A 13,016-nucleotide genomic window follows, 5' to 3' on the forward strand; every position below is an offset into this window, starting at 1 on the left:
CTCATTCGTAAAGGGTTACGGTTTGAATGTCATTGTTGCATCAACCGCTTTTTTCCAACCACTGTATAATGCATCTCGTTCTTTCTCTTTCATATCAGGGCTGAATGAACGATCCATCTTCCATTGTTTCGCGATATCTTCCTTACTTTCCCAAACGCCGACTGCTAGTCCTGCAAGGTATGCAGCTCCTAATGCCGTTGTTTCTGTAACAGAAGGGATTTCTACTGGTGCATCAAGTAAATCGCTTTGAAACTGCATAAGGAAGTTGTTCGCTACTGCACCACCATCTGCACGCAGTTTCTTCGATTCAATTCCAGCATCGCTTTCCATTGCTGTCATAACGTCTTTCGTTTGGTATGCAAGGGATTCAAGGGTAGCGCGAACAATATGTGACCGCTCGGTTCCACGAGTTAACCCAAACATCGCTCCTCTAGCTTCACTGTCCCAGTATGGTGTGCCTAAGCCAACAAATGCGGGAACTAAATACACACCGTCTGATGATGTAATGCGTGTAGCGAGCTCTTCACTTTGTGGTGAATGCTCGATAAGCTGAATGCCATCACGAAGCCACTGAATGGCTGACCCTGCAACGAAGATACTTCCTTCAAGGGCATACTCCACCTTGCCATCGATTCCCCATGCAAGGGTCGTTAACAAACCATTCTTTGATTCCACTGCTTTTTCGCCTGTATTCATTAGAATAAAGCAACCCGTACCATACGTATTCTTAACCATGCCTTCTTCGAAACAAGCCTGTCCAAAGAGAGCTGCGTGCTGGTCTCCTGCTACTCCTGCAATCGGAATATTTTCACCGAAGAAATGATAATCTACCGTTTCAGCATATACTTCAGAAGAGGAGCGTACTTCTGGTAAAACACTTTTTGGTATGTCTAGAATCTCTAATAATTCATCATCCCATTTTAACTCATGTATATTGTACATAAGGGTCCGTGCGGCATTCGTATAGTCGGTAACGTGTGCCTTTCCTCCACTCAACTTCCAGATTAACCAAGAGTCAATTGTTCCGAAGAGAAGCTCTCCTTTTGCCGCTCTTTCCTTCACACCGTCCACATTGTCAAAAATCCATTTTACTTTTGTGCCTGAGAAATAAGGATCAATCAGGAGCCCTGTTTTCTTTCTGAACAGTTCATTATGTCCAGCATCTCGTAATTCTTTACAAATGCCTGCGGTTTGTCTTGATTGCCATACTAACGCATTGTATACAGGCTTGCCAGTCGCCTTATCCCATACAACCGTTGTTTCACGCTGATTTGTAATGCCGATACCTGAAATATCGCCAGGTTTTACATCCGATTCAGAGAAAATTTCAGCAATAACTGCTAAGACGGACGTCCAAATCTCATTAGCATTATGTTCTACCCAGCCTGGCTTAGGAAAATACTGCTTAAACTCCCGCTGAGCTGTTTGCAGCATCTCCCCCTTTTCATCAAATAAAATGGCCCTCGAACTTGTTGTACCTTGGTCAATTGCTAAAATGTATTGTTTCTTCATCTTCATTCCTCCTCATCTCTTTTTAAAATATCATTGTATAGGCGAATGCACCAATGACACCACCTGTAATTGGACCTAAAATAGGAACCCAAGCGTATGCCCAATCAGACGGTCCTTTTTTATGAATAGGTAACAAAGCGTGGGCAATTCGCGGTCCTAAATCACGGGCAGGATTAATCGCATACCCTGTAGGTCCCCCAAGAGAAAGCCCGATAGCAATAATTAGTACACCAACGACAAGAGGATTTAAACCTTCACTAAATGTATTCGCACCGATTGCCAGTAATCCAAATACTAATACAGCGGTTCCAATTAATTCTGAGCCGAAATTCGATGGTGTATGCTTAATCGCAGGTGCTGTCGCGAATACACTAAATTTTGCATCCGGATCGTCTGTTTTTTTCCAATGCGGGTAGTAATGTAGAAAGATGACGACTGCCCCAGCAATAGCGCCAAGTAATTGTCCAATAATATAGCCAGGAACCTGGCTCCATGGAAACTCTCCAATTGCCGCGAATCCAATGGTTACCGCAGGATTTAAGTGCGCTTCACTTACTGTTCCTGACACGTATACGCCTAACGCTACTGCAAAGCCCCAACCTATGGCAATCGTTAACCATCCGGCACCCTCAGCTTTGGATTCTTTTAAGTTAACTGCTGCAATAACACCTGCACCAAATATAATGAGTATCATTGTTCCTACAAATTCGGCAATGACTTCAGCCATTTTTGTTCCTCCTCTACTTCATCTGAGTGGGTATGCACAAAAAAGAACAGCCTTTTTCACAGACCTGTTACGTTCCGCAAAAAAAGCTGTTCTCATACACTCATCAGCTACTTCTATTAACATGGTGCCATTATAGTATGAACAAGCTTATTTGTAAACGGATTCAATGGTTCTTTCCCTATTCTTTCTACATATAAACAATTTTTCCCTTTTTAATGAGCATCAAAAAAAGAGATGCAGCGATTAAAACTCTTCTGCATCTCCTATATAATGAGGTTAATCAAGAATCTCTGTAGGGAATGTTGACAAATCTACGCCCATTACAAGCGGAACTAAGAAATAGACAGCTAAAACAATAATGGTTGTAGCAAATACATTCAGCCAAAAACCGGCTCGTACCATTTCAATGATTTTAATCTTCCCTGTTCCAAAGATAATGGCATTTGGCGGTGTTCCAACTGGCAACATAAACGCACAGTTTGCTGCCATTGCACATGGGATCATAAGCGCAAATGGATGAATATCAAGAGCGACTGCAAGTGCCGCCACAACTGGTAGAATCATGGTTGCTGTTGCCGTATTTGATGTAATCTCTGTTAGCATCATGATTAATAGCGTCGCCCCACCAATAATAAGGAGCATATGAAGACCGTCTAAAATCGTTAATTGATCACCCAACCAACTAGAAAGGCCACTTGATTGGAAACCTGAAGCAATCGCTAGTCCCCCACCAAATAAAAGAAGCACGCCCCAAGGAATTTCTTTTGAATCACTCCAATCCAAGATACGAGAAGAAGCTTTTGCAGGGATTAAGAATAAAAGCATTGTTGCGATAATAGCAATCATCCCATCTGAAACTCCAGGAAGCTGAACAAGTAGCGCCTCATCCCCAGACCATAAAAATTCTCTAGAAATCCACATAAATGCGGCAAATATGAAAACCCCACCGACAATTTTTTCTTCATAAGCGGTTTTTCCAAGCTTTTGTCTTTCTTGTGCAATTAGCGCTTTCCCACCTGGCAGTGTCTTAATACTCGTTTTAAAACTAACTGTCCCGAGATAAAACCATGTGAATAAAAGAAGTAAGATGACAACCGGCACGGCAAAGAGCATCCATGTACCAAAACCAATCGAAATTCCAAAAATAGTATCGAGCTGCGCAGCAAGAATAATATTAGGCGGTGTCCCAATTAATGTACCAAGCCCACCAATTGTGCCCGCATACCCTACACCAAATAATAGTGATTTCTCAAACTTAGGTAAGTCACGTTTATGTTGATCTTCTTTCAATGCCGCTGCTACTTGAGCAGTAATAGCGAGTGCCATTGGTATCATCATCATAACAGCAGCTGTGTTAGATACCCACATTGAGAGAAAACCTGTCGCAATCATGAAACCTAACAGAATTCGTTGAGTACTTGTCCCAATGACAGAAATAATAAACAATGCCACTCGTTTGTGTAAATTCCATTTTTCCATCGCCGTTGCGATAAAGAAACCACCTAAAAATAAGAAAATGATGTCATTACCATAAGAAGACGCGACATCAGAACCTTCCATTGCCCCAGTTATCGGTAGTAAGATAAGCGGCATTAACGAAGTAGCTGGAATTGGAATTGCTTCAGTCATCCACCAGGTTGCAATCCAAAGGGTAACTGCTAACACTCTTTGCCCATCAGCAGATAATCCTGCTGGTTCAAAAAACAACATGGTTAAGGCAAACAGTAATGGTCCAAGCAATAGACCAATTAGTTGTGCCCTAGAATAAGGCTTCTTTTTATGATTATTTTCAGGACTTGCGTTCTTGCGTTCTCTCATTTCTTTATGTTCAGCTGCTTCTTTTCTCAAAGCAGCAGAGCCTTTGTTTGCATAGGAGAAGATATTTAAAAGGTCCTTCGTTCGTTCAGACTGTTGCCATAATCGATCCCATACAAGTCTCATAGTCATTCCTCCATCCATTGAAAGCGTTTACTTATTTTTTCATGAACGTGGGGGAATGGTCTAGTTTTTTTAATTAAACGAAATCAACTTTTTAATCGAAACACCTTGCCCGCTTCTAACATACGATAGCGGTTATACGGTCTCCCATGCGTTAAATAGACAAGATCTTTCTCGATAAACCCTTGTTCAAGAAAGTAGCGTAGATATTTTCGGAGTGAAACATGAGAAATGGTTGTACGCTCCTCTAATTCGGCTGCTGTTTGCCATTTCGTATCATCTAGCGCTTCTAAGATCCGAGTCGCCGTTACTTCCGTAATGCCTTTTGGCATATGTACTTTTTCTACGACTTGGTTTGTTTCATTTCGTTGGAGAAAATTATCTATTTCTTGTTGAGCAAATGATGGTTGCTCTGTTTCTTGTTTCATAAATCGATAGCGATCAAGGGCTTCTTTAAAACGCACAAATGTAAAGGGCTTTACGAGATAATCAATCACACCAAAACGGTAGCCTGTTTGAACTGTATACGCATCATTTGCGGATGTAATAAGAATTACGTCGACATTCCTTTCCTCTAGGCGCACTTGCTTTAAAATATCTAGTCCATTCCTGTCACCAATATACACATCAAGCAACAATAGATCAGGCTTCTGTTCTTTCACTTGTTGTAACCCTTCTTCGAACGTTCGTGCCTGGGCTACCAACGTAAATCCTTCAACTTTTTTAAGAAAAAGACTGTGGAAATGTGCAATCTCTTCCTCATCTTCAACCATTGCTACACGAATCAACTTGTTCTACCTCCTTTCATGTCCCTATCGGAATATGGATCGTAATAATGGTACCTTTACCTTCTCTTGATAAAAGGTCAATCGTTCCACGAAAACGAGAGACTTCTTTTCTTACATTCTCTAACCCGTACCCGTGATCTCCATTTTTTGTCGATTGTCTCTCTTGAGTAGGCGTAAAGCCTTTGCCGTTATCTTCAATTACATAGCGAAGGACACCGCCTACTTGCTTAATGGTGACAATAATATAGGTTTCGCGGTGATTAAGGCTCGCTTCCGCTGCATTGTCCATCGTGTTTCCAATGATCGTAATCCATGCATCAATAAGTTGTGACGATAACTTTGGCCAAGGTGTACCAGATTGGAACAGAACGTTAATACCTTGCTCTTCTAACACACTTGTTTTACGTGCTAAAAATTGCGCTAAGCTCTTGTCAGATACTAATTTGCCAACTTCTTCCGGTAATTGACTATTCTTCTTTTGCTGATAGCGTAAAGAAAGATTTTCAATATAGTCTTGTAGTTCACTATATGATTCGGTTTCCACCATAGCACTAATAATGTGTAGCTTGTTCATGAACTCGTGGGTTTCGCTTCTTAAGCTTTTGGCATAGGTCTCTACTCCACTTAAACGTTTCATAATGTCATCTAGCTGATTCTTTTCTCGGAATGTGGCAAGTGCTCCAATACAAAGATCTTGATAAAAGATCGGCACCTTCGTCACAACAGCTTCTAAATCGCTTCTTTGATAGACCACATCGTAGCTACCTTCACGCTGCTCCATCACATCTTCCAGTTTAAGCTCTGGCCACACTTCATTAATCTTTTTACCTTCCACAGAATTTTCATGATTCGTTGCTTTTAAAAAGGTTGTCGCTGCACCATTTATGGCAATAATCTTCCCTTCTTCATTAATAGCGATAACACCCTCACCAGCAGCTTCTAAAATGGCTTCACGTTCATTAACAAGCCTTGCAATCTGTTGTGGTTCAAGACCGTGAAGCTGTTTTTTAATTCGGTTTGAAAGAAAGTAAGCACCAATCATCCCAATAAGTAAGCTTCCGCTTGCGCCAGCTAATGATGTAAGAATGGCCTGGGCTTCAGCCTCGTTAATAGCATCTGTAGAGATTCCAACTGAAACAGCACCGATTAGTACGTCTGTTTGACTATAAACAGGCTCAAAAGCTCGAACGGAAGGACCTAAAAAACCAACGGCTTCTGATATATATGATTCTCCTTCAAAAACTAAATCTGCGTCTCCCCCAACAAACGGCTCCCCGATACGATCCTCCACCGGGTGGGTGTAACGTTTTTGATCTGTATCCATCACCACGATATATAAGAACTCATTTTCTTCTCGAATAGCCTCAGTAAGTCGTATGAGCTCATCTGTTGTTTCATCGGCTTCAAGGGCAGATACAACCACTGGATGATCCTGCAAATGACTTGCACTAATTCGTACTTTATCGGCTAGCTGTTCTCTTGTTAATGATGCTTGCTGAAAAGCGCTAAATAATCCGAATAATAGCAAAGCTACTAGGACAATGCTAGCACTTAATAACATCGTTTGGGTTCTAAGCGTTAGTGGTTCTTTTTTCATTTCCGCACTCCACCTCTAGCCATTTTATCAGTATCATTCCACGCATCTTATACGTAGTTTAAATTTTTTCTTTAAAAATGTATAGATTTCATTTAAACGGTTAGAATGAGTAGCGTATTCCCCTATCCCCCTTAGCTCCCAACAATTGTTGGGAGCTTTTTTTTATAGCTTGGACATGTCTCTTTTTCTTTTGCATACAATTCTAAAAGAGTTTCACTTTGCTTTTTGAAGGAGATAGGAATTCATGCGCTGGTCCAGTTCTGTTTTAACCGCGGCTTTGTTTGCTTTTTTAGCCGTCGCCTTTTGGGGGATATCGTTTGTAAATACAAAAGCACTATTAGCAGAACTTACGCCTAGTACGATCTTAGTCAGCCGTTTTGCAATCGGTTCTTTGTTCCTATTTCTCTTTCTTATCGTATTTCGCTACCCTCTTAAACTATCATTACACTATCTTCCGCACCTCTTTATTCTTGGGACACTTGGTGTATTTATCCATCAATGGTTACAATCAACGTCATTGTTAACGATTCAAGCCTCAGAGGCGGGCTGGATGATTTCCCTCGTACCAATCTTTACATGTGTTTTAGCATGTTTTTTTCTTCATGAACGTTTTACTCTTAAAAAAGGAATTGGCATGCTACTTGCTCTAGTAGGTGTACTTCTCATTACGAACCCTACTCACCTATCTGCTTTCCAACCAGGGTACATCCTTATGTTTCTCAGCACAATCAATTGGGCCGTTTATTCCTTACTTTTAAAAGGACTTCGTATACCATTACCGCCTGTGTCCATAACGTTTTATATGTGCTTAATCGGTACATGCCTTTCTCTACCAATCGTACACGTTACTAGAAGTGTAGAGGAATTAACATTGCTATCAATAACCGGGTGGACTCACTTACTTTTTCTAGGCGTGTTTGTATCAGCTGTTGCCTACTTTCTTTGGGCAAAAGCATTAACTCAACTACAAGCATCAACCGTATCTAGTTTTCTTTATATCGAACCATTAGTAACGTTTCTCGCAGCTATTTATTTTTTAAACGAAAAAGTTCTACTTCTAAGCATTGTAGGAGGAGTCATAATTATAGGAGGAGTCTTATTGTCAAACCACGGTTTAACTCAGGCGAAAAACAGGGAATAGAAAGGAGATCATTATGTTCGAACACCATATAAGCAATTGTTTGCTTCCTCTCACTAAACCAAGTATTGAAGGATTACGTCAAGCATTGCTAAAGCTGAACGCAACCTATGATGAGTTAGCTCCTTACATCCAATCAAGCAGTGAAAAGCCTTACTATCGCAAACTGCTCTTCCAATCTAAACACGTTGAACTATTACTTATGAATTGGTCTGGCCTTGATTGCGCTCCTCATGATCATGGCAACTCGTATGGTTGGATTCAAGTAATCGCTGGGAATGTATCCAATCAACTCTTCAGAGTGCAATCGAATGAGCTACCAGAGCTATTTGTTGAAAAATATTATAAACAAGGGAAAACCTTTTTTGCTCCTAAAAAAAGTGTGCATCGAATGGAAGGAAACAAAGGGCTATTAACTCTCCACTTATACGCCCCACCTATTTCAGGGATGAAAGTATATGATTTAAAAAAGTGTGCCGCCTGTGTTGTATCAGATGATTGTGGCGCCTGGTGGCCGGAAGATCAAAAGCAGCGGCTTAAAGTTATTCAATTAAATGAAGCACCGGAATAAGGAGGAATTCGATGTATCTCTCTCAATTGAATACAGCTGAGCTCACAGACAAGCAAATCACCAAACTCCTCTATCATTCTACTTCTGACGATGGACAACAGGGAGATTGCATTTTCGTTCCAGGCAGTAGTAAGGCTGTCGACTATAAAGTCCCCAAAGCAATTCAACTCTATCTGGAAGGACGGGCTAATAAATTATTGTTTTCAGGAGGTGTATCTTGGGATGCTTCTAAGAAACCAGAAGCCGTGATGATGCAAGAACGAGCACTTCAAAGCGGCATTCCTCAAGAAGCGATCTTAATCGAAAAAGAGTCGCTACACACAAAAGAAAATGTTCTTGCTTCTCTCCTCGTTCTCGATCGTGCTTACTACTTGCACCACGTAAAACACATCATCATCGTTACCTCTAGTATTCATATGTTAAGAGTTTGGTTGACGATGCGTACGTATATGCCGAACTGGATCACCTACTCATTTGCGTCTGTAGATGATCGGAGCACAAAAGAAGGGAATTGGTTCCTTTCACCTCATAGTCGAAAAAGAGTCGAAGCAGAAGTGCAGAAGCTTGTACGCTACGCAAAAATAGGGGCCATTGTTGATGAAGACATTTTCATTGGCGATGGGTAAGCCAAAAAGCCCTCCACTGTTTCCACTTTTTCAAAGTGCCTACTTTGGAGGGACTATTCATACGATTACGTGTTAGTTTGTGTAATACATAAGGGCAATGGCGCCAGGCCCTGTGTGGGTGCTAATGATTGGAGAAGTTTCCAGTATGGACGATGAGAAATGCTGTCGGACTTTTCTTAAGCGATCCAACACTTGCTCACTAAACGTTTCGGCTTCAATATGGGCTACACCGACATGTTTAATCTCCTTCGCTTCTGTTTCTTTTGTAAAAGTGTCTGTCAGAAATTCAAGCACCTGTTTCTGAGAACGCTTCGTTGCTACAGGTGTATAAGAACCATCTTGTAAAGAAGCGATCGGCTTTATCTTTAATAATGAACCAAGGAGCGCCTTCCCTTTTCCAATTCGACCGCCTTTAGCCAAATAGTCTAGCGTATCGACCACAATATATAAAGAAGTTTTCGAGCGAATATCCTCAAGCTCACTTAGAATAGCCTCAAGGTTTTTTCCTTTATTCGCCAGCTCAGCAGCTCGTGTCACTTGAAAAGACAACGCAATTGAAATGAAACGAGAATCGACAACAGTCACTTTCCCACCAAACTCATCTGCCGCCATTTGTGCAGATGCAACAGTTCCGCTCATCGCACTCGTCATATGGATGGATAAAACGTGCGTTTCAGGCTCACTTAAAAGTTCCTCATACACGCGGACAAACTCGCCAACTGGAGGCTGAGAGCTTTTCGGAAGGTCATCGCTTGTCACAAGCATGTGCGCAAACTCTTTCTTCGTTAAATCGACTCCATCTAAATAACTTTTACCATTAATGTTTATTGATAACGGGACAACGGTTACCCCTAACTCTTGTAAGATTGATGCATCTATATCGCAAGTGGAATCCGTCACAATTTTGATTTTTGTCATTAAAATCTCCCTTTAATAAGGCATTTTGTGAACGCATAACATACGTTGATTGTAGTATGACACACGTGCACCTGAGTGTAAACGCTCTCTTAAAAAGCGCAATTGTACGACTATAGAAAAAAGTATGAACGTAATCGGTTTCGTGTTGTTTTAGAACCATCTTCATCTATGAATACATTGTAAAGTTTGTAACGTTCCTTTATCAATTGTAAAGGTACGCTTTTTTTCAAAACTCATTTTGTATAAAGGCTACAGCCATCGGCACGTCGTTTTAACGATTTATCGGGTTAGCATCCTTTTTGCTTGTGCGGTACTCTTATTGTCCATGTCTGTGAAGCGGGTCTACCCTTCATGAAATGGTGGAAACTACGAGCTCGAAAAAAAGCAGTCTATAATAGACTGCTTTTTTACAACTTCTCACTGCAAGGATGAAACTTATTTAGGCTTCTTTTTGGTGTACCGTTACTTGTTGATAAGGCACATCAATTCCTTTTTCAGCAAAGGAATCTAAGATGGCACGTCGAATTTCCCGCTCTACGCCCCACTGCATGACCGGCTTACATAAAGCAATAACACGAATAACAGCGCCAGATTCACTTATTTCTTGTATGCCTAGCATGTCAGGCTTTTCAATCATGTTCTCGTTACTATGATAAACAACCAGGCTGGCATCCATAATAAGTTGCTGTAACTTCTCAAGGTCGTGTCCATACGACACACGCATATCGACTACCGCATATGAATTTTCTTTTGAATAGTTTTTTAAATCCTCAATATGGCCATTTGGAATAATGTTCACTTCGCCTGTCCAATCTTGAATTTTTGTCACCCTAAGACCAAAGTCAATGACCGTCCCTGTGTACTGACCAGTTGTAATGTAATCTCCAACGGAAAACTGGTCTTCATATAATATAAAGAACCCTGTAATCACATCTCGGACAACGTTTTGAGCGCCAAAGCCAATTGCAAGACCTAGCACACCTGCACCAACGAGTACAGATGCAAGGTTAAATCCTAATTCGTCTAGTACAAGTAAAATGGCAATAAAATAAACAACATTGGCAACAACACTATGTAGCAATGACGTTAAGGTTTTACTTCGTTGTTCAGATACATTGACGTACTTTCCTTCACGCTTTTGTAAAATCTGGGTAATTACTCGCTTTAATACCCCTAGTAAAATTCGCGCCAATACTAAAATAACAATAACTTTTACAAGAGTACTTACAACGGCAAGCCAAAACTCCGTATCCGATAAGAGCGCATACGTGGAGTTCCATAAATCATCAAACATAGAAACCTCCTAGAATAAATAGCATCACTTATTCTTTATCCGCACTTACGTCTTTTAAAACATAGCCTATTTTCATTAAAGCTGCTTCAATGGTTTTTACATAGGCGACATCAAGCTTTACCAGTTGATCGCGTATTAAATGCTCATGAGCAAGCTGGACGGGCACGCCTGATAACATGACTTTTACACCCATCAGTCTTAATGCAGATATTAATGAATGGAGCAATACAGCAAAATTTGTATCGCTATACTTTATTTGGGATAAATCGATAACAAAATAATTAATACGTTGATCTAATGCATAGTTTAATGTATCTTCTAAAATTTTCTTACCCCGGCTTTTATTAATATTCCCTTGCAAAGCCAAAATCGCTAAGCCTGAACGAATCGGTATAATTGGCACACTTAACAGTTCGATATCCGCAAAGGTTTCGTCAAGCTCAATAATATATGACAAGACTTCCGCTATTGTTTTCAAGAACTCAACATCTTCTTCACTAAAGTGCTTTTCTGCATAATCCATGACGCATAATGTGCCGAAAATGTCCCCATTCATGCTTTTTAGTTTTACACCCATAAAACCACGAACATGCCATTCTCTTGAGGCAACTTGATCTTGTGTCGTTGGGTTTGTCATTAAGTTCTCAACGGTTGTATACTCTTGATCACTTTCAAATACTTGCTTACAGCTTGATTCATAATAATCAATCTCTGCATCTTTAGAAAGAATCGTCTCCTTCTCGTTAAACGCATTCACAATCTTTATTTGCTCATTTTCTTTTCTAGCAATATAGGCAGTGTTTACACCTAATTTATTTGAAACAAGCTTGAATAGCTTGTTTGAGACTTCTATTACGGAATCGTAGTTTGAATGACCGATCGTTTCGTCCATATATTCTGCTCCTTTTATTACCTAAGCTGGGATGTCTGTTTTTAAGCGCTCTTCCTCCATACCCATTTATACATATATAAAACCCCTTTTTTAAAAAAACGTACGACTTTTTTCGAAGACAAAAAAAGGTTTGGCATCAGCCAAACCTTTTACGAAAAATTATTCACCTAACTCAAGTGCAATCTCCATCATTTTTGTAAACGATGTTTGACGCTCTTCCGCTGTTGTTTCTTCTTGTTTATAAATATGATCGCTTACTGTTAAGATACATAATGCGTTCACACCAGCTTCGGCTGCATTCATGTATAATGCCGCTGCTTCCATTTCAATACCAAGGATCCCCATCTTGCGCCATTTATCATTTGCTTCTTTATCGGCACTGTAAAACGTATCACTTGAAAGAATGTTACCAACGTGTACAGGGTATCCTTTCTCATCGGCAATGTGTTTAGCTTTTTCAAGTAAAGAATACGAAGCGACTGGTGCATAATGACCTGGGATATGGTACTGACTTACGTAATTTGAATTAGATGAAGCGCCCATTCCAATAATAATATCGTATAAATCTAAATTGTCTTGAAGAGCACCACAAGAGCCAATACGTATTAAATTCTTCACACCATAGATATGGATTAGTTCCCAAGAATAGATTCCCATTGATGGCATACCCATTCCTGTTCCCATTACAGAGATTTTTTTTCCTTTATACGTGCCTGTGAAGCCCAGCATATTACGAACACTGTTAAATTGTTCAACGTCTTCTAAAAATGTTTCTGCGATAAACTTTGCTCTTAATGGATCACCTGGAAGAAGAACCGTTTCTGCAATCTCACCAGTTGGATTAATATGGGCGGTTTGTTTTACTTCTGACATATCCTAACAACTCCTTATTCGTTTCACTTATTATGTGAATAATGACCATTTCCATTACAATACTTACTACATCATCATAGACAAACTCAGCGCAAATCGCAAAGATTTCTGTGCTGGTCAAGCAAAAAAACTCCCCTTCAAT

General features: G+C 40.3%; 13 protein-coding genes. 3 read left to right on the top strand and 10 right to left on the bottom strand.

Features of this window, described 5'->3' with window-relative positions; translation table 11 throughout:
• Positions 1-15: 15 nt before the first annotated feature.
• The 5 genes from glpK to E2L03_RS18870 form a co-directional block, all read right to left on the bottom strand.
• Positions 16-1,512 carry a glycerol kinase GlpK gene (glpK, locus tag E2L03_RS18850; RefSeq protein WP_038484478.1) on the bottom strand — a complete coding sequence of 499 codons (1,497 nt, stop codon included), beginning with the start codon at positions 1,510-1,512 and terminating at the stop codon, positions 16-18.
• Between the two features lie 22 nt (positions 1,513-1,534).
• Positions 1,535-2,239 (bottom strand): MIP/aquaporin family protein, encoded by a 705-nt coding sequence (locus tag E2L03_RS18855; protein WP_134260089.1) that lies wholly within the window; start codon positions 2,237-2,239, stop codon positions 1,535-1,537.
• 276 nt (positions 2,240-2,515) lie between these two features.
• A complete protein-coding gene (locus E2L03_RS18860; protein ID WP_241742076.1) occupies positions 2,516-4,180 on the bottom strand; it encodes an SLC13 family permease in 1,665 nt (554 codons plus the stop codon).
• Positions 4,181-4,263: 83 nt separating this feature from the next.
• Positions 4,264-4,965, bottom strand: coding sequence for a response regulator (locus E2L03_RS18865; protein ID WP_134260093.1), 702 nt, complete (start codon positions 4,963-4,965; stop codon positions 4,264-4,266).
• A 16-nt stretch (positions 4,966-4,981) separates the two neighbouring features.
• Positions 4,982-6,562: an ATP-binding protein gene (locus tag E2L03_RS18870; RefSeq protein ID WP_134260095.1), complete on the bottom strand. Its 1,581-nt coding sequence runs from the start codon at positions 6,560-6,562 to the stop codon at positions 4,982-4,984.
• 244 nt (positions 6,563-6,806) lie between these two features.
• Between E2L03_RS18870 and E2L03_RS18875 the strand changes: the two genes are divergently transcribed.
• From E2L03_RS18875 to E2L03_RS18885, 3 genes are read left to right on the top strand one after another with little or no spacing between them, the layout of a single operon-like run.
• A complete protein-coding gene (locus tag E2L03_RS18875; RefSeq protein WP_038484489.1) occupies positions 6,807-7,703 on the top strand; it encodes a DMT family transporter in 897 nt (298 codons plus the stop codon).
• Between the two features lie 13 nt (positions 7,704-7,716).
• Complete coding sequence (locus E2L03_RS18880) at positions 7,717-8,271, top strand: cysteine dioxygenase (RefSeq protein WP_134260097.1); 555 nt, start codon at positions 7,717-7,719, stop codon at positions 8,269-8,271.
• A gap of 11 nt (positions 8,272-8,282) precedes the next feature.
• On the top strand, positions 8,283-8,897 hold the full coding sequence (locus E2L03_RS18885) for a YdcF family protein (RefSeq protein WP_124742893.1): 615 nt from the start codon (positions 8,283-8,285) through the stop codon (positions 8,895-8,897).
• A gap of 72 nt (positions 8,898-8,969) precedes the next feature.
• Here the strand turns inward: E2L03_RS18885 and E2L03_RS18890 are convergent, their stop codons facing one another.
• The 5 genes from E2L03_RS18890 to E2L03_RS20605 all read right to left on the bottom strand — a co-directional run bounded on the left by E2L03_RS18890 (position 8,970) and on the right by E2L03_RS20605 (position 12,995).
• Complete coding sequence (locus E2L03_RS18890) at positions 8,970-9,815, bottom strand: fatty acid kinase binding subunit FakB (protein WP_038484494.1); 846 nt, start codon at positions 9,813-9,815, stop codon at positions 8,970-8,972.
• Between the two features lie 439 nt (positions 9,816-10,254).
• Complete coding sequence (locus tag E2L03_RS18895) at positions 10,255-11,109, bottom strand: mechanosensitive ion channel family protein (RefSeq protein WP_095151045.1); 855 nt, start codon at positions 11,107-11,109, stop codon at positions 10,255-10,257.
• 28 nt (positions 11,110-11,137) lie between these two features.
• The gene (locus E2L03_RS18900) at positions 11,138-12,001 is read right to left on the bottom strand and encodes an STAS domain-containing protein (RefSeq protein ID WP_038484524.1); all 864 of its coding nucleotides are present in this window, start codon (positions 11,999-12,001) and stop codon (positions 11,138-11,140) included.
• Between the two features lie 159 nt (positions 12,002-12,160).
• A complete protein-coding gene (gene deoD, locus E2L03_RS18905; RefSeq protein ID WP_038484527.1) occupies positions 12,161-12,874 on the bottom strand; it encodes a purine-nucleoside phosphorylase in 714 nt (237 codons plus the stop codon).
• On the bottom strand, positions 12,843-12,995 hold the full coding sequence (locus E2L03_RS20605; protein WP_166740379.1) for a hypothetical protein: 153 nt from the start codon (positions 12,993-12,995) through the stop codon (positions 12,843-12,845). Before E2L03_RS20605 ends, deoD begins: the two co-directional genes overlap by 32 nt.
• Positions 12,996-13,016: the final 21 nt, after the last annotated feature.

The sequence above is a fragment of the Shouchella oshimensis genome, assembly GCF_004375095.1.
Taxonomy (GTDB): Bacteria; Bacillota; Bacilli; order Bacillales; family Bacillaceae_D; genus Shouchella; species Shouchella oshimensis.

Excerpts from the sequence above, each read along its gene's own strand:
- glpK (WP_038484478.1), bottom strand. The coding sequence starts at position 1,512 with ATGAAGAAACAATACATTTTAGCAATTGACCAAGGTACAACAAGTTCG.
- E2L03_RS18855 (WP_134260089.1), bottom strand. The coding sequence starts at position 2,239 with ATGGCTGAAGTCATTGCCGAATTTGTAGGAACAATGATACTCATTATA.
- E2L03_RS18860 (WP_241742076.1), bottom strand. The coding sequence starts at position 4,180 with ATGAGACTTGTATGGGATCGATTATGGCAACAGTCTGAACGAACGAAG.
- E2L03_RS18870 (WP_134260095.1), bottom strand. The coding sequence starts at position 6,562 with ATGAAAAAAGAACCACTAACGCTTAGAACCCAAACGATGTTATTAAGT.
- E2L03_RS18875 (WP_038484489.1), top strand. The coding sequence starts at position 6,807 with ATGCGCTGGTCCAGTTCTGTTTTAACCGCGGCTTTGTTTGCTTTTTTA.
- E2L03_RS18880 (WP_134260097.1), top strand. The coding sequence starts at position 7,717 with ATGTTCGAACACCATATAAGCAATTGTTTGCTTCCTCTCACTAAACCA.
- E2L03_RS18885 (WP_124742893.1), top strand. The coding sequence starts at position 8,283 with ATGTATCTCTCTCAATTGAATACAGCTGAGCTCACAGACAAGCAAATC.
- E2L03_RS18890 (WP_038484494.1), bottom strand. The coding sequence starts at position 9,815 with ATGACAAAAATCAAAATTGTGACGGATTCCACTTGCGATATAGATGCA.
- E2L03_RS18895 (WP_095151045.1), bottom strand. The coding sequence starts at position 11,109 with ATGTTTGATGATTTATGGAACTCCACGTATGCGCTCTTATCGGATACG.
- E2L03_RS18900 (WP_038484524.1), bottom strand. The coding sequence starts at position 12,001 with ATGGACGAAACGATCGGTCATTCAAACTACGATTCCGTAATAGAAGTC.
- deoD (WP_038484527.1), bottom strand. The coding sequence starts at position 12,874 with ATGTCAGAAGTAAAACAAACCGCCCATATTAATCCAACTGGTGAGATT.